Annotated in this window: 12 protein-coding genes, 2 pseudogenes and 3 riboswitches; of the genes and pseudogenes, 9 read left to right on the top strand and 5 right to left on the bottom strand. The window is 39.0% G+C overall.

Features of this window, described 5'->3' with window-relative positions:
* Positions 1 to 128 precede the first annotated feature (128 nt).
* Both KMHG_RS17955 and KMHG_RS12110 read left to right on the top strand, forming a co-directional pair.
* Positions 129 to 476, top strand: a complete 348-nt coding sequence (locus KMHG_RS17955; protein WP_010289872.1) for a hypothetical protein — start codon at positions 129 to 131, stop codon at positions 474 to 476.
* Positions 477 to 881: 405 nt separating this feature from the next.
* Entirely contained in the window at positions 882 to 2,519 is a 1,638-nt protein-coding gene (locus KMHG_RS12110) for a pyridoxal phosphate-dependent decarboxylase family protein (protein WP_010289871.1), read from the top strand.
* Between the two features lie 402 nt (positions 2,520 to 2,921).
* Here the strand turns inward: KMHG_RS12110 and KMHG_RS12105 are convergent, their stop codons facing one another.
* The 4 genes and pseudogenes from KMHG_RS12105 to KMHG_RS12090 form a co-directional block, all read right to left on the bottom strand.
* Positions 2,922 to 3,458, bottom strand: coding sequence for a chromate transporter (locus KMHG_RS12105; protein ID WP_010289870.1), 537 nt, complete (start codon positions 3,456 to 3,458; stop codon positions 2,922 to 2,924).
* Entirely contained in the window at positions 3,455 to 4,003 is a 549-nt protein-coding gene (locus KMHG_RS12100; protein WP_010289869.1) for a chromate transporter, read from the bottom strand. Before KMHG_RS12100 ends, KMHG_RS12105 begins: the two co-directional genes overlap by 4 nt.
* A gap of 324 nt (positions 4,004 to 4,327) precedes the next feature.
* The gene (locus KMHG_RS12095; RefSeq protein ID WP_010289868.1) at positions 4,328 to 5,353 is read right to left on the bottom strand and encodes a threonine aldolase family protein; all 1,026 of its coding nucleotides are present in this window, start codon (positions 5,351 to 5,353) and stop codon (positions 4,328 to 4,330) included.
* 328 nt (positions 5,354 to 5,681) lie between these two features.
* A pseudogene (locus KMHG_RS12090) lies at positions 5,682 to 6,074 on the bottom strand (biotin/lipoyl-containing protein); the annotation flags it as partial.
* On the opposite strand from KMHG_RS12090, the pseudogene KMHG_RS17950 reads away from it, so the two are divergent.
* Positions 6,067 to 7,632: pseudogene (locus KMHG_RS17950) on the top strand (carbon starvation CstA family protein); the annotation flags it as partial. The pseudogenes KMHG_RS12090 and KMHG_RS17950 overlap by 8 nt on opposite strands.
* A 47-nt stretch (positions 7,633 to 7,679) precedes the next feature.
* Here the strand turns inward: KMHG_RS17950 and KMHG_RS12080 are convergent.
* Positions 7,680 to 7,865 carry a hypothetical protein gene (locus tag KMHG_RS12080; RefSeq protein ID WP_010289860.1) on the bottom strand — a complete coding sequence of 62 codons (186 nt, stop codon included), beginning with the start codon at positions 7,863 to 7,865 and terminating at the stop codon, positions 7,680 to 7,682.
* Between the two features lie 155 nt (positions 7,866 to 8,020).
* A riboswitch (cobalamin riboswitch) is annotated at positions 8,021 to 8,201 on the bottom strand.
* A 182-nt stretch (positions 8,202 to 8,383) separates the two neighbouring features.
* Positions 8,384 to 8,563: riboswitch (cobalamin riboswitch) on the top strand.
* Between the two features lie 149 nt (positions 8,564 to 8,712).
* On the opposite strand from KMHG_RS12080, the gene metE reads away from it, so the two are divergent.
* The 6 genes from metE to KMHG_RS17935 all read left to right on the top strand — a co-directional run bounded on the left by metE (position 8,713) and on the right by KMHG_RS17935 (position 17,255).
* The gene (gene metE / locus KMHG_RS12070; protein ID WP_010289855.1) at positions 8,713 to 11,001 is read left to right on the top strand and encodes a 5-methyltetrahydropteroyltriglutamate--homocysteine S-methyltransferase; all 2,289 of its coding nucleotides are present in this window, start codon (positions 8,713 to 8,715) and stop codon (positions 10,999 to 11,001) included.
* Between the two features lie 140 nt (positions 11,002 to 11,141).
* A riboswitch (cobalamin riboswitch) is annotated at positions 11,142 to 11,323 on the top strand.
* A 134-nt stretch (positions 11,324 to 11,457) separates the two neighbouring features.
* A complete protein-coding gene (locus KMHG_RS18500) occupies positions 11,458 to 12,981 on the top strand; it encodes an Ig-like domain-containing protein (RefSeq protein WP_010289854.1) in 1,524 nt (507 codons plus the stop codon).
* A 67-nt stretch (positions 12,982 to 13,048) separates the two neighbouring features.
* Positions 13,049 to 14,062 carry a DUF4430 domain-containing protein gene (locus KMHG_RS18495; protein WP_010289853.1) on the top strand — a complete coding sequence of 338 codons (1,014 nt, stop codon included), beginning with the start codon at positions 13,049 to 13,051 and terminating at the stop codon, positions 14,060 to 14,062.
* 1 nt (position 14,063) lies between these two features.
* On the top strand, positions 14,064 to 14,981 hold the full coding sequence (locus KMHG_RS12055; RefSeq protein ID WP_010289852.1) for an energy-coupling factor transporter transmembrane component T: 918 nt from the start codon (positions 14,064 to 14,066) through the stop codon (positions 14,979 to 14,981).
* On the top strand, positions 14,918 to 16,564 hold the full coding sequence (locus tag KMHG_RS12050; protein WP_010289851.1) for an ABC transporter ATP-binding protein: 1,647 nt from the start codon (positions 14,918 to 14,920) through the stop codon (positions 16,562 to 16,564). The genes KMHG_RS12055 and KMHG_RS12050 overlap by 64 nt, the downstream gene beginning before the upstream one ends.
* Complete coding sequence (locus KMHG_RS17935; RefSeq protein ID WP_010289849.1) at positions 16,554 to 17,255, top strand: ECF transporter S component; 702 nt, start codon at positions 16,554 to 16,556, stop codon at positions 17,253 to 17,255. Before KMHG_RS12050 ends, KMHG_RS17935 begins: the two co-directional genes overlap by 11 nt.
* Positions 17,256 to 17,323: the final 68 nt, after the last annotated feature.

Genomic DNA, 17,323 nt, shown 5'->3' with positions numbered 1-17,323 from the left:
GGGACTACGGGGCTCGCCTACTAAAAAAGTGAAGCCGCTGTTTCGAGCAAGTGGAAACAAGCAAGCGCTGTTCGTAGGAATCCCCCACTTCAAGCATGTTCGAAGAACGGCTAAGTGGGGGTAGTTCAATGTTAGGTACTTTAAATAAAGATATATCAATCTTGAAATGGACTGCTTTAGCGATGTGCATCATCTGCATTTTACTAGCTTTTATAACTTATTCATTTCGGATAAAAACATCTGGCCTTGTTTATGAAATGCGTATATTTGGTATAAAGATTTATGCTAAAAATATAGCGGTAACAGATATTAAAAAAATCGTTTTTAAAAGAAGTGGCCCACAAGCAAAATCAGCTATTATTCAATTAAACAAAGGACTTTCTATTCGAATGTCGTTGTTTAAACCTACTACAGTTTATCAAGACTTAATACTATTTTGTGAGGAAAATACGGTACGTTATGAGCAACTTAAATAAGTTTGGTAGAAACTAACGCATCATATCGAAGTATTCCAGTTGAATTTGAAAATGAACATAATCATATATTTGCGTTGAAAAAGGTATATGTGAAAGATTCTCTAAAAAATGACATTAACGATAGATTATTATAATGTATTAAAAATGAGGTTGGTACAAAGTCTTAAGTGAAGACGTTCATGATTTTATTCAAATCGTGAATGTCTTTTTTTCTGTTAAGCAGCTGTTTTCTTCATTAACAAACGTAATATTTACTTATGTCCTAATTATTCCCATAAAATATTTTACGCTTTTTAAATAAAGAAGCAATTAGTGAGCCTTAAGTACTTACTTAAAAATAAAAACAAGAGTAAAATGATATTGTAAAAATATTTGTATCAAACGAATAAAGACGGAGGAAATATCATGAAGAACTATCAAACATTATTTCAAAGTGAAGATGGTAATGAAGCACAGCGTCAACAATTTTTACATCATCTGCAACGAATTTTGACAACATTAGATCAGAAAAAAAATTCTGAAAAAACGGTATTAGGAGAAAGCGTACAAAAATCTTCTGCTTTTTACAAAAAATTAGTGGAGAGTTCTACTGTCAATGAAGAAGGGATATCAATGAAGGAAGTTGTGTCAGAACTGATGCAACTGTTGGAAGGACATCCTTATCAATCACACAATTACGTCACAAATGTTATTCCGCTTTCAAGTATTCCTGGGTTGTTAGGGATGTTTACGAATATGCTTGTCAACAGTAATAGTATTTGGGACGTTTATGGCCCAGCTGCTACTGAATGTGAAGTAAAAGTCATTTCTATGATGTCAAAAATCGTTGGATATGATGAAAAACGAAGTTTCGGTTATACGACTTGGGGAGGACAAGGAGCGGTTTTTAATGGATTGCGTATAGCTATTGCAAAACAATATCCAAATGCAAAAGAAGAAGGTGTACCAAACAACTTATACTGTTTTGCTTCTGAAAATGCTCATTACAGTTTATTGAAATCCATTGAAGCTGTAGGGATTGGTAGCAATCATCTTGTACGTGTAAAAGCGAATGCAAATCATGAAATGGATTTAAAAGATTTAGAAACGCAAATGCGTTATGTAATACAAAATGGTGGGGTTCCTGTTTATGTTGTAGCAACGACAGGGACTACAGATAGTTTTGCCATAGATGATGTGGCAAAAATCAAAAATATTACTACTAAGCTTGAAAAAGAATTCGTATTAAAACCAATACACATCCATGCTGATTCAGCTTTGGGCGGGTTTTATACATTCTTTAATGACTATGACTTTATAAAGAATCCTTTACAGTTTGAAGAACCTGTTAAACAAGCACTCGTAAAAATTCAGTCTCGTATGCGATATATTCATTTGGCAGACTCTGTATGCTTTGATTTCCATAAACTTGGTCAAACGCCTTATACATCAAGTTTATTTTTAGTAAAAGATGGAAGTTCTCTTGGCTTATTAGATTTAGAAGATTTTGATACACCTTATATGGGGAATAGAGGATATGGTTCATATCATACAAGTTATACATTAGAATGTTCACGTATGGGTAGCTCAGTAGCTATGTATGCAGCATTACGTGCGTTTGGTAAAGAAAACTATCAAGCAATGTTAGCAAACTATGTACGTGTCAACTTATATTTCCGCGAACAACTGGCTTTTCAATTACCTGAAGTAAAAGTAGTAAATCCTAATAATGTTGGACCTATAACAGATATTCGATATTACCCCAATGGTTCTTGGGAGGAAGAAGTAAATGGCAGATCGACAGAAGCACATATTGAACAAATCAATGCTATTAATAAAGCTTGGTTTGAACAATTAGGCGCACAGCGTGAACGTGTTTTCTTCGGGGATACAACGCGTATTTGTACGGTGCTTGCGAAAGATACAAAGCGTTTCATACCGATTGCAGCTGCCAAAATGTGTACCATTTCTCCATACACAGAAGTCGAGCACGTTCAAAATTTTATTGATGCATTAAAACAAACTATCGAGCAGTTAAAAGACAGTGAAGCAATAGTATTTTAATATGTAAGTATTTAAGACACCTCAATTAAATTCATTTTGTAAGCTTAAATAAATGGTTATTCAAATGATAACTTTATCCTGGGGCTACGTATTCCCATCGCTATAATAAAAATGATTGACGGTGCAAAAGATTTATAAATTAGGCAAATTAAACTTAATGATGCGTTTAATTCAATGTTAAGAAATCATATATGTAAGATCCATTCGATTCTAGTTGTTTTTAATTGGTAAGCTTTATGTGGCATGAAAAACACCTGTTCTCATATTATATTGAGAACAGGTGTTCTTTTCAACAAATTGATGCGAGCAAAATGATTGGGTTCGCATTCATCCCCTCCCTACTCACTCCGTTCCTTGATGGAGGGGTATTCTGCAAAGAAATGATAAAAAAATAAGACGGTTTCATTCGTATAACGCAAATAACGCGCCAATGATTAGGGCGCTAATAATTACTAAGGCGGGGTTGAGTTTGAATCTTTCAAGCGCAATATATGAAGCGATTACTGCTAAAACAGTTGGTACCCATGAAAGAGCACTTGCAGATTCTAATAAAAATTTAAATGTAAGTTGTAACATTAGCGCACCAATAATTGGAATAATAAAAATTGTGATGCGTTTAACGCGTAAAGAATCTTTATATTTCGTTAAAATACTTAGTAAAGCTAACATTAGTAGCATAGTAGGCGCTATTGTAGCGAATAGTGCAATGATAGCGCCTGGAATACCAGCTAATTCATAACCGATGTAACCTGCAAGTTTTGTTGCTGCGGGGCCTGGTAACATATTACCAATGGCGATTAAACTACTATATTCAGAAAGCGTCATAAATTGATAATGTTCGACTACTTCTTTTTGAATAAGCGGGATCGTCGAAGGACCACCACCAAATCCGATTATGTTAGGAATGAAGAATGCTAAAAATATTTGGAGATAAATCACTTTGCTTGCACCTTCTTCACGGGTAATAGAAGTGCAAGTATAATGACCCCACAAATAACAATCGATGAATCAATATGTAAAATAGCAATTGCAACGAAGCCAGCTAGTATGACGAGAAGCCCTTTGTACATTCCGAATGAACGATTTGCCTTTTTTAAGCAATCTAAAAATGTCATGAACATCATCACTGTAATGACAGGTAATACAGCATTCATCATCCCTTGAATGAGGCCAGGATATTTTATTTTGAATAATAAATGAAATAAAATGATGAGCATAATAATAGACGGTAAAATCGTAGCTGCGAGCGCATTGAGCATCCCCCATATACCACCAATTCGATAGCCTAAATAACCAGCGATTTTTGCGATTAATGGACCCGGTACGGTATTACCAATGGCCATGATTTCATAAAATTCATCATCTGTAAGCATTTGATATTTATCAACCAATTCTGCTTTCATCAATAAAATGGTTGTATTTCCACCACCAAATCCTGCAATTCCTGCGTGAAAAAAGGACATAAATAATTGTTTTTGATTCATAGATTTACTACTTTCTTATTGTTTTAGAAAAAAGATATTAAATGTTCTCTTATCATTAACATTAACAAATATTTTTATGAAATGGTATGGACATAAGTATATATGTTATTAAAAAAGGATTTCCAATAGGATTATGTATGTAAATTTTTAGTCAACATAGCAATTTTCTAAGAAAATTTGAAATTATATAAAAGAGCCTCGAACGCGGTCATAATGTTCGAGGCTTTTCTTATTTTAAAGTGATACATTTTGTATGCTACGAATCAATCGTAAATAAAAATTGTTCTGATGAGTTGTATAGTCTGCTTCAAAAATCGATTCTATTTACAGTAACGCAAGGAGCGCATCTAAGTCTGCTTCAGTCGTTGCCCAGCTTGTTGCGAAACGCACGACTGTATGTGTTTCGTCGTATGGTTCCCAAATGCTGAATTGGACATGTTGTTGCAATGCTTGCAGTTGTTCATTTGATAAAATGACAAATTGTTGATTTGTCGGTGATGCGAAAAATAGTTTGTATCCTTTTTGTACGAGCGTATCTCTTAATTTTTCTGCAAGACGGATTGCATGTTTTGAAATATCCATATATAAATCGTCTGTAAATAATACGTCAAATTGAATACCTAACATACGACCTTTTGCGAGTAACGCACCATTTTGTTTAATCGTCGTGAAGAAATGTTTGATCAGTTGTCGGTTTGTTGTGACAACGGCTTCGCCAAACATCGCGCCTACTTTTGTGCCACCGATGTAGAAAATATCACAGTTTTCTGCGATCACAGGAAGTGTTACATCCGTATCAGTTGCCGCAAGTCCATAACCGAGACGCGCCCCATCTAAAAATAATGGTAAATCATATTGTGTACAAACTGCGCGAATGGCTTCTAATTCAGCTTTCGTATAAAGCGTACCGTATTCTGTTGGATGTGAAACGTACACCATACCAGGTTGTACCATATGTGTATGGCTCGCATCGCTCAAAAAGTTTTGCATATAGTCGGCAATCGCTGCTGCTGAAAGTTTGCCATCTACTTGTGGAATCGTTAATACTTTATGACCGCCCGCTTCGATTGCACCGGCTTCGTGTGTGCTAATGTGGCCTGTATCTGCCGCAATGACACCTTCATATGTACGGAGTAATGCATTAATGACAGTAGCGTTCGTTTGCGTACCGCCAACTAAAAAATGCACATCGCCTGTTGGACATTGACAGGCGTCTAAAATTTTTTGCGCTGCACGTTTTGTGTAAGGGTCATTTCCATACCCAGACGTTTTTTTCATATTCGTATCGATCAGTGCCTGTAAAATACGTGGATGTGCACCTTCTAAATAATCACATTCGAAATTTAACATGTTGCTTCACACCTCTTATTGTAGTGAAAATCTTGCTCATTCTACGCATAGAAAGAGTTCTTTCTTAGTCTAAGCCATGACTGTAGAAAGTCAACTCTATCAAACATATCCGATTCCTTACATGACATTTATTCAGGGAATATACAGACGGCGAACAGTTGATGACATGATAATAAAAATAACAAATTAATTAGTTAATAAATTAATTTGTTGCATTAAAAAAGGAAACCACATCACACGGCTTCCTTTTTTAATGTAACGAAACGTTCGGCGAAATTGTACGAAGAACGGGGTGTAATGTACTAAGCGAAAAACGTTTATAAAGTGTTTAATCTTCGAATGTTAATAGTAAATCACCGACTGAAAGGCCATCGCTATTTTCGACGTGCACAGATTGAATGACGCCATCTTTTGGTGCTTGGACGGTCGTTTCCATTTTCATCGCTTCAGTGATGAGTAAATGTTCACCACGTTTCACACGACTACCAGCTGATACGAGAACTTTTAACACTGTCCCGGGCATCGTTGCGGCAATATGATTTGGATTAGATAAATCAGCTTTCGGTGTTTTATTTGTTGTTACATCAATTTGTAAATCAGTGACTTCAATTTCACGTGGTTGACCGTTTAATTCGAAATACAATATGCGTTTTCCGTTTTGTTGCGGCTCGCCAACAGAAATGAGCTTAATAATCAACGTCTTCCCTTTTTCAATTTCGACGGCACAATTTGGTTATTTACCGGGGGATATTTGGCTCTTAATTGGGGCTGTCATTGGTGGTGCTGTTCACGATACTGTCGTTTTGTTTGCTTCGATGATGAAGGGTGGTAAATCTTTATCTGAAGTGATGAAGGAAGAACTTGGACCTGTCGCTGGTTTTTGCACAGGTTTAGCCATGTTATTTATTATTACAATTACGATGGCTGGTCTTTCGATGGTCATTTTAGGAGCGCTCGCAGACAACGCATGGGGTACGTTTGCTGTAGCGGCGACAATTCCGATTGCGATGTTAATGGGCATGATGAACAAATGGTTAGGAAATATTAAATTATCAACGATGATGGGCGTACTGTTATTAATCGGCGCAGTATTTTACGGCCCGTATATTGAGGGTACATGGTTAGGCAATGTATTAACGTTAGATAAAGAGACATTAGCGATTATTTTACCGATTTATGCATTTTTCGCAGCCGCATTACCGGTTTGGTTTTTACTAGCACCGCGTGATTACCTAAGTAGCTTTATGAAAATTGGGGTATTTATCGCATTGATCATCGGGGTATTCATCATCAACCCGGTTATTCAATTCCCAGCAATTATTCCTGATTTTATCAATGGTGGTGGACCAATTGTGAACGGTCCAGTATGGCCATTTGTATCCATTACGATTGCATGTGGTGCCATTTCAGGTTTCCATGCGTTCGTCGGTTCAGGGACAACGCCGAAAATGTTAAACAAATGGGAAGATATCCGCGTTGTCGGGTTCGGTGCAATGCTCGTTGAATGTGTCGTCGGTATTATGGCGTTGATTGCGGCAACAGTGTTACATCCAGCTGATTATTTTGCAATTAATGCATCTCCCGAAATGTTTCAAACACTTGGAATGACGGTCGTAGATTTACCAGCGCTTTCATCGGCGGTCGGTATAGATTTAGAAGGGCGTACAGGAGGTGCAGTGACACTTGCTGTTGGTATAGCGAAAATTTCCTCACATGTAGAATGGTTTAGCCATCTTACAAGTTATTTTTATCAATTTGTTATTATGTTTGAAGCAGTCTTTATTTTAACAGCGATTGATGCGGTAACACGTACGGCTCGTTATTTAATTCAAGATTTTTTAGGGGATATTTATTAACCGATGAAGCGTACTGATTGGTTGCCGGGTGCCATTTTCGCAAGTGCTTTATCTTGTGTATTATGGGGATATTTATTAAATTCTGGTGATATCGCATCTGTATGGGCGTTATTCGGTGTGTCCAATCAATTGATGGCATCAATTGGGTTAGTATACGGGGTCACATATGTCTTGAAAATCGCGCCTAAGCGTATATATGTGTTGACGTGCTTCGTGCCATTTGTATATTTATATGTCACAGTTAACGTGGCAGGTTTTTGGATGGTTAAGCATGTTTATTGGAATGCAGCGGCAGGGGGCTACAATATTTTAAACAGTGTACTTTCATGTATTATGCTTGGACTTGGCATCATCATTGTGATTGCAGCAGCGATAAAATGGGGGCAAATGTGGAAACAACCACGATTTGAAAAAGTGTTATAAACGACGAAAAGCCACGATCTGACATCGTGGCTTTTTCGTTTATTCATTTAATCCGCTACTTGCACAGTCACCAATTCACGTTTCACATCTTCATAAGCAGTTAAGATAGCTTGACGTGCTTCTGCATGTTCTTGCATGAGTTGTTGGACATACGCTTGTAATGGTAATTGATTTGTCGTTGTAATTGAAAACATAATGTGCGCTTTTAACATATCTTTGTATGATGAATTCATTTATATTCCTCCTTAAGTAAATCATTTCAGTGTAAATCAATGTACTGAAACTTAGAGGAATATATTTTATTGTATTTCATCAAATATATTCGTTTAAGCTTCGCACAAAGAGTTGGCAATAAGGCCATACTCATCCCTCCTATCCGCGTAGGTTTTTGGTTGTACTTGAAAAGGCAGGTCTCCTGGCTTATCGTCATTGCATATCACACCTTCCCATTTCGTTGAAACAGTGGTATATGTGAATAGCTCGGAATTACAGTTGCGGGACAGCGTTAGAATTGCACTAACTTCCCTTTTCATCAAACGAATGTTTGAACCTTTTCCAATATCCAATGGCATGTTACATGTCATTGGACAGTGTAGAAAATGTATGAATGTTACATTTTCTACGACTAAGCATAATCTTAATATTGAAATGTTGCAACACTATTTAAGTAATGATCACATAAGATTATTTATTTTATTTTTCTAAATTTTCTTTTAATTTTACTTTTATCATGATATAGTAATGAAAATTACATCTCGTGTAACGGAGCGGTGCATATGTTACATATGCTTAAAAGGGAAACTGGTGTAAATCCAGTACTGTCCCGCAACTGTAATTCGGAGTGACGCACACAACAGCCACTGAGCAATCGGGAAGGCGATGCGAAACGTTGATGATAAGTCAGGAGACCTGCCGACTTCTAGTACACACCTATACTCACGAGGAAATGAGTGGTGTTCTGTGCGATTAGTAGCGTGATTATAACGCTTATTTCACTATGCATAGATAAGTCCACAGTCGTTTCCGAAATGGAAGCGGCTTTTTTCGTTTAGGATGTAAATACAAAGGGAGGCTTATCACATGACAGTATTCAGTACGGCAGTAGGTTATCCATATATCGGGCCAAAACGAGAATGGAAGCGATACGTAGAAGCTTATTGGAAAAACACATTAACGGAGGAAGCATTCGAAGCTGCACTTAAAACATTACGCCTTGAACGTTTAGCGCATCAACAGCAACTCGGGTTGGATTACATAACGGTCGGTGACTTTACGAAGTATGATCGGATGTTAGATTTAGCAGTGGCGTTCCGTCTCATTCCGAAACGGTACGATGTGTTACAGCAGCCAACGAAAAATGACTTATATTATGCGATGGCGCGCGGAGCAGATGATGTTGTTGCTTGTGAGATGACGAAGTGGTTTAACACGAATTATCATTACATCGTTCCGGAATATGAAGGCCAAAAATTATCATTAGCGCACAATCCGATTTTGGAACAATTTTTAGAAGCAAAAGCAGCAGGTATTCAAGCGAAGCCGACAATTATCGGTCCATATACATTTGTAGATTTAGCAAAAGGATACAACAAAAAAGAAAAAGCATTGTTCATTTTGCAAATTTTACCGTTGTATACACAAATGATTCGTGAACTCGGTGAGGCAGGGGCAGAGTGGGTACAAATTGAAGAACCATCTTTCACAAAAGATTTACCCGCAGACGAAATTCGTTTAATTGAGGAGATGTACCAACAACTTCGCGATGACACAAATGGTACAAAGCTTATGTTGCAAACGTATTTTGAATCGTTAAATGCATATGACCGTTTAATTGAGCTTCCTGTTGATGGCTTCGGGTTAGATTTTGTACATGGCGCGAAAGAAAATATAAAAGCAATTCAGAAGTTTGGGTTTCCATCTGACAAAATGTTAAGTATTGGCATCATTAACGGTAGAGATATTTGGTCTGTTAATTTAGCGGAAGCTGCATCGGTAATTCAAGTAGTGAAACAAGCGGCGAACGTAGACAACATTTGGATCAGTACTTCTTGCAGTTTGCAACATGTGCCCGTATCGAAACAAGCTGAGCAAACGTTACCAGATGTCCTTTTCGACCACCTTGCTTTCGCGGATGAAAAAATAACAGAAATCGTGCATTTGACAACATTCGCAAAAACAGGACAGTGGGCGGAAGCAGGACTCGTCGCTAAAAGTATGAAAGCGATTGAAGCATTAGCAATTCATCCGAGCCGAAAAAATGACCGAGTTGCGACACAATTAGCGGCGCTTACACCTGAAGATTATAGACGTGACGTGCCATTTGCACAGCGTCAGCAAGTACAAAAAGAAGCGTTACAACTTCCCGATTTTCCGACGACAACAATCGGTAGTTTTCCACAATCTGCTCAAGTAAAACAGACGCGAAGTGCTTGGCGAAAAGGTGATATTTCAGATGTTGAATACGAGAAATTTATTAAAAATGAAACAGCGCGTTGGATTCGAATTCAAGAACAATTAGAACTTGATGTTTTCGTCCATGGTGAATTCGAGCGCACAGATATGGTAGAGTATTTCGGCGAACATTTAACAGGTTTTGCTTTTACACAATTTGCTTGGGTCGTATCATATGGCTCGCGTTGTGTAAAACCACCGATTATTTACGGAGACGTTGCATGGACGCATCCGATGACGGTGAAAGAAGTTGTCGAAGCACAAGCATTAACAGATCATTATGTGAAAGGTATGCTGACAGGACCCGTAACGATTTTAAATTGGTCATTTGTGCGAAATGATATACCGAGAGAATTAGTTGCGCGTCAGATCGGTTATGCCATCCGCCAAGAAGTGACTGCACTAGAACGAGCAGGTATTAAAATTATTCAAGTAGATGAGCCGGCATTACGTGAAGGTTTGCCACTACGAGAAGCAAATTGGTCGCATTATTTAAATTGGGCCGTCGAAGCATTTAAATTAGCGACATCACATGTAGCAACGGATACACAAATTCATACGCATATGTGTTACTGTGAATTTAACGATTTTATTCATCCTATCCGTGCATTAGATGCAGATGTCATTTCATTGGAAACGTCTCGAAGTCATGGTGAATTCATTCATTCACTAAAAGAAAATCGTTATGAGTTAGGCATTGGTTTAGGTGTTTATGACATTCATAGTCCACGTGTCCCAGATGTTTCAGAAATATATGCGATATTGACAGAAAGCTTAGCGGTCATTCCAAAAGCACAATTTTGGGTCAATCCAGATTGTGGGCTAAAGACGCGGCAAGAATCTGAGACGATCGCATCGTTAAAAAATATGGTCGCCGCAGCAAAAAAACTGCGTGAACAACATGCAGTGACGAACTAACTAATAATATTTTACACTTTTACACGTTGACGATTTGCAATAAACGCTGTAAAAGTGTTTTTTGATGTTTGAACGTACATGTTGATATCAAGTTATTTTACAAAAATGTTTACATTCTGAAAATTTTATGGAATACTATGAACAATTGAATATGTAAAAGTGCCCATTCGGGATAATAGGGAAGATTGGTGAAAAGCCAACGCAGCCCCGCTACTGTAAGTGTGATGAAATAGCTACTGTGCATTGTTGCAATATTGCAATGAGAAGCCGCTAGAGTAAAATGACCACGAGCCAGGAGACCTGCTTTTACATCGTGAAACAATCTTCGAGGGGAAGGTTTGTCTATAAATTGGATGAATCTCTCTTTGCTTGTGCAAAGAGTTTTTTTATACTTATTTTCTTCCTCGAAAATTGTTTTGTTTGAAAATTCAAAATTATTTTTGGGGGAGTTTTTTTATGTTTATGAAAAAATTAGTAGCGACATCTTTAACAGCAACACTTGCTTTCAGTGCTTTTACAGCATTTGACGTACAAGCTAAAACCGCATCAACGGTATCGTATAAAACGGCATTAAAAGACGGTGCAGCATTTACATATGCGATGAATAAAACACCTGATGCTAAATCAGGTGGTACAGTATTAACGTTAGCAAAAGCGAAGTTTCCAGTTGCTAAAAATTATTACGATACATATTACAAAGCGGTCGCAAAAGAAGCGAAAGCTGGTTTTACAAATTATACGTCTGTTAGTAACTACGCCACAGCGATTATCGGTTTAACGGCAATCGGAAAAGATGCTACAAATGTTGATGGCGTGAATGTCGTTGAGCATATGCTTGCATTTGCGGCTGCACAAAAACAAAAAGCGGAAACAGATGCATCATTTGCGTTACTTGAAATGGATTACTACTGGATGTTAACAGCGCTAGATGCGAAACAATACGCTGTTGCGGAAGCGTACGAAGCAGATTTCTCACGTGAAGCAATCGTACAATTTTTAATTGACCACGCGTATACAACAGGCGGCTTCTCATGGGGGTCTGCAAGTGAATGGGCAACAGGACCGGACGTCGATTCAACAGCGATGGCTGTCATTAGCCTTGCACCGTACGCAACAGAACAACGTGTGAAAGAAGTAATTGAAGATAGCTTCACGTATATCAAATCACAAATGGGCGCTCAAGCTGGTTTCTTTAGTGAATGGGCAAAAGGCGATAGCCCTGAATCTGTATCACAACTGATTTTAGCGCAAATTGCGAACGGTCAAAATCCACAAACGGATGCGCAATTTATTTTAGATAACGGTGCCTGGACAGTTGCCAATTTATTAACGAGCTATGACGCAACATTACATGCATTTAAAACATCTGCAAACGGTTCAGTGAATCAAATTTCGAGCCAACAAGCGACACAAGCGTTAACAGCGTATGATACGCAAACGTCTTATTACGATTTAACGAAAGCGACTGCACCGAACACATTTGATACGACTGCACCGAAAGCAGCAACAGTAAAAACGGTATCTGACAAGTCAACAGTCGTCAAAGGGAAAGCAGAACGCTACGCAACGGTAACGGTGAAAGCCGGCAAAAAAGTACTAGCATCAAAACTAGCAGAAGGCGATGGCACGTATACATTGTCAATTGCGAAACAAAAAGCGGGTCAAACGTTAACAGTGACCGTCACAGATACAGCTGGCAATGTGTCTACTACGACAAAAACAAAAGTTGTCGATAAAACGGCTCCGTCAAAACCAGTCGTTAAAGCAGTAAAAGCCGGTCAAAAAAAGGTAACTGGTAAAGCTGAAAAAGGCGCAAAAGTCATCGTTACGATTAACAGTAAAAAATATAGCGCAAAAGCAGACACGAAAGGGAAATTCAGCGTGAAAATCCCTGCTCAAAAAGCGAAAGCCGTTTTAAAAGTAACAGCAAAAGATAAAGCTGGCAACGTTTCAAAAGCAACGACTGTGAAAGTGAAGTAATCATATTTTTCTCAAAAAGGGGACTGGATTTTCCGGTGCCCTCTTTGGCATATAAGGAGGAATGGTGATGAAAAAGTGGCGATCGCTCGTTATATTATCAGCAATTTTACTAAGTGGTTGTAACGTACAGACGGTGAGTGAATATGATAAAGAAATGGCACGTTTACAAAGCCAAAATCCAGAAGAAGAAACGACACCTACAGTTGTTGCAACAAACGAAAATGACGACAACGTTACAAAAAAAGAGCATAAAGAGAAACCTAAAGATCCGTCAGCGGATATAGAGAAGAAGGAAAAAGCGCAAGAAAAAACAGTAAAAGAAACAGTGGATGATCAAAAAACTGTTGAAACGCCAACATCGGATACGTCATCTGAACTCGCTAAAGACCGTACGGATGCTCAGCAAAAACAATCAAAGCAAACGACGACTGTAGCACCGAAACCACAAGCAACTGCACAACAACAGACGACATCAACAAAAAAAGAAACGTCGAAACCGCATGATACGTCGTCGCGCCAGACGTCGAAACCGGAAAAGACACAGCGTGAAGTTTCTAAAAAAGAAACGAAGTCTGTACCGAAAGACGCGCCAAAAGTAGAAAATAAAACGCACGCGACAACAACGCCGTCTAAACCGACAACAGCGAATCACGCAGAGAAAAAAGAAGTCGTAACGGTATCAGTGCGTGTTGATACGTTGTTAAAGCCAGAACATTACAAACGTCTACCAGCAGCGTTACAGCATGCAAAGTACGTGCCTAAAGATGGCGTCATTATCGAATCTTCAACATATACGATTGAAAAAGGGGATTCCGCATGGACAGCAACGCGTAAAGCATTGCAAAAACATCATGTACATTTTGAATATGAAGGTGAAGGGGAAACGGGCTATGGCTCTGTATATGTAGAAGGCATTAATCATATTTATGAAAAACAAGCAGGTAGTTTAAGCGGATGGATGTACGCTGTAAACGGCAAAGCACCAGGAGTTGGTGCCTCAAGTTATGATGTGAAAGATGGCGACCATATTACGTGGCACTACACGACAAATTTAGGCCGTGACATCGGATTGGATGATTAACATGCATCCAGTTCATTTACTACATCCATTCGTTTTATGTTTGTTTTTTGCGACGATTATCGGGTTGACGATGTTTTCGATGCATCCTGTGTTACTTGTTTTATCGCTGATCGGTGCGATTTGCGTCAACTTAACAATCGACCGTAGCCGATTTTTTCAAGCACTAAAATGGTTTTTACCATTTTGTATCATTGCAGCGCTTATAAATCCACTCATTACGCATGATGGCGAAAAAGTATTATTGTACGTTAATTATCAACCAATTACGGTAGAGGCGATTGCATATGGCATTGCGATGAGTACGCTCATTTTAGCGGTCATGCTTTGGTGTATGGCACTCAATCAACTGATGACGACAGATCAATTTATTTATTTGTTTGGCGCATTATCACCTGCTGTTGCGCTCCTCATTTCGGTGACGATGCGTCTTGTGCCAAGATTTAAATATCAATTGCAGTTAATTATGACTGCTCAAAAGGCGATTGGGCGAGACCCACGCGCAGGCTCTGTGTGGCAACGCATCAAGCGAGCCGTTCAAGTCATATCTATTTTAATTACGTGGGCACTTGAAAATGCGATTGAAAGTGCTGACTCGATGAAAGCGCGCGGTTACGGTTTATCAGGTCGTACGACATTTTCCATTTTTACGTTCACGAAACGAGATGGATGGCTTTTAGCAGTAATCGTCGTACTACTGAGTGTACAAATATTAGGGCACTGGCAACAAATTGCTACGTTTGACTACTATCCGACGTTTCAGGCATTACCGATCACGCTTTATACAGTGATGTTTTACAGTAGCTTTTTTGTGTTAGCGCTATTACCAACGATTTTATATGTACAGGAGGGATTGAAGTGGCGTTTATTGACTTCAAAGATTTCAGCTTCAGTTATCCACTCAGCGACCGACAAGCGCTAAATCATATCGACTTAACGATTGAACAAGGTGAATTTGTTGTGTTGTGTGGTGTATCAGGTTGTGGGAAAACGACATTATTAAAACAATTAAAACAAGCGATTACCCCACACGGTCAAAAAACAGGAACGATTTTATTTCAAGGCCAACCGTTAGACGCATTATCAGCACGTGAACAAGCGGCTAAAATTGGCTACGTGATGCAACAACCAGACAATCAAATTGTGACGGACCGCGTATGGCATGAACTCGCATTCGGTTTAGAAAACTTAGGGGTACCACAAAACGAAATCCGTAGACGCGTCGCTGAAATGGCTAATTTTTTCGGCATTCAAACGTGGTTCCATCGAGATACGATGCATCTTTCAGGCGGTCAAAAACAACTGCTAAATTTAGCGAGCATTATGGTCATGCAACCAGATGTGTTGATTTTAGACGAACCGACGTCGCAGCTCGACCCTATTGCGGCAACGGAATTTATGCAAACGCTCTATAAACTTAATCAAGAACTTGGCTTAACAATTTTACTCGTAGAACATCGATTAGAAGAAGTGTATGCGATGGCAGACCGCGTCGTCGTGCTTGAATGTGGAAGCATTGTCGCCAATGGTACACCGGGCGAGGTGGCGCAAAATCTTCAAACGATTGATAGAGAACATCCAATGATACAGACGCTTCCAACACCAGTGCGCCTACATCATGCGCTACGAATGACCGATTTAGCGCCATTAACGATTCGCGATGGACGTACGTGGTGTGCGAAACATTTTCGACGAGGAACCGTATTAAATACACCATCTTTCAAACAAACGGTGCCGATGATAGAAGTAGAAGATGGTTATTTTCGTTATGAGCGAACAGCACCTGACGTGTTAAAACAATTCCAATTCACATTATACAAAGGAGAATTGTTTACACTGCTTGGCGGCAATGGTTCTGGTAAATCGACAGCATTGCAAGTGATGAGTGGACTACTTCCGTTATATAGAGGCAACGTGCGCATTGATGGTAAGCCGCTTAAAAAATATAAAGGCCAAACGCTGTACGATATGATCGGTGTGTTACCGCAAAATCCACAAACGCTTTTCGTCGCAAAAACAGTGAAGGCAGAATTAGACGATGTCGGTGTGTCGACAGAACAAGTGACACAAATTGCACAGCAACTCGGCATCGCGCATTTATTCGCGCAACACCCATTTGATTTAAGTGGTGGAGAGCAACAAAAAGTCGCTTTAGCGAAAGTGTTATTGAAACAGCCGAAAGTGTTATTGTTAGATGAACCGACAAAAGGGATGGACGGCGCTTCGAAACAAGTATTTGCACAAATTTTACATACGTTGCAACAACAAGGAATGACGATTTTTATCGTGACACACGATATTGAATTTTCAGCTCAATATGCTGACCGGGCAGCGCTATTTTTCGACGGAAATATCGTTTCTTGCGATGAACGAACCGCTTTTTATACAGGCAATCACTTTTATACGACCGCAGCGCATCGGATGAGTCGACATGTCATTCCGAATGCGATTACCGCAACACAACTCATTCAATATTACGAGGAGGCGTGCATGATTGAAGCGTAAATGGATATCTTTTATCATTTTAGTCGTAGTGATTCCACTCATACTGATAATCGGTGCAACGTTACTCGAAGACCGCAAATACAATTTAATTTCGTTAATCGTCGTTGCGCTTGCTTGTGTACCATTTTTTATGCAGTTTGAAAGACGGAAACCACATGCTCGTGAAATTATGGTGATTGCGGTCATGTCAGCGATTTCGATTGCGGGTCGCGTCGCATTTATGTGGGTGCCCGCATTCAAACCAGTAACGGCGATTACAGCGATTACAGGTTTTAAAATGGGGCCAGAAGCGGGATTTTTAACGGGTGCTGTATCTGCAGTCGTTTCAAATATGTTATTTGGGCAAGGACCGTGGACGCCATTTCAAATGTTTACGTGGGGCATGATTGGCTATATCGCTGGATGGCTCGGTAAGACAACGTGGATGGAAACGAAAATCGGGCTCATTTTATACGGTATCGTCGCAGGAATATTATTTTCTTGTGTCATGGACATTTGGACTGTTATTTCATATGACGGTGAATTTTCTTGGCTACGTTATTTACAAGCTGCTGGTACCGCATTACCATTCACAATTACGTACGCCGTTTCAAATGTTATTTTCTTATTATTACTCACGAAACCGATTGGCGAAAAATTAACACGTATTCAAATAAAATACGGTTTAATCGGAAATCAAAAAGCATATTAAAAAAAGGCTTGTGCATTGGCACAGGCCTTTTTTATAGTTTCTTCCTATTTAACAGCCTTATAGTTTAA

The organism is Kurthia massiliensis, assembly GCF_000285555.1.
Classification (GTDB): Bacteria; Bacillota; Bacilli; order Bacillales_A; family Planococcaceae; genus Kurthia; species Kurthia massiliensis.
Note: the sequence above shows the minus strand (reverse complement) of the source record. Positions and strands in the feature narration are given on the sequence as shown.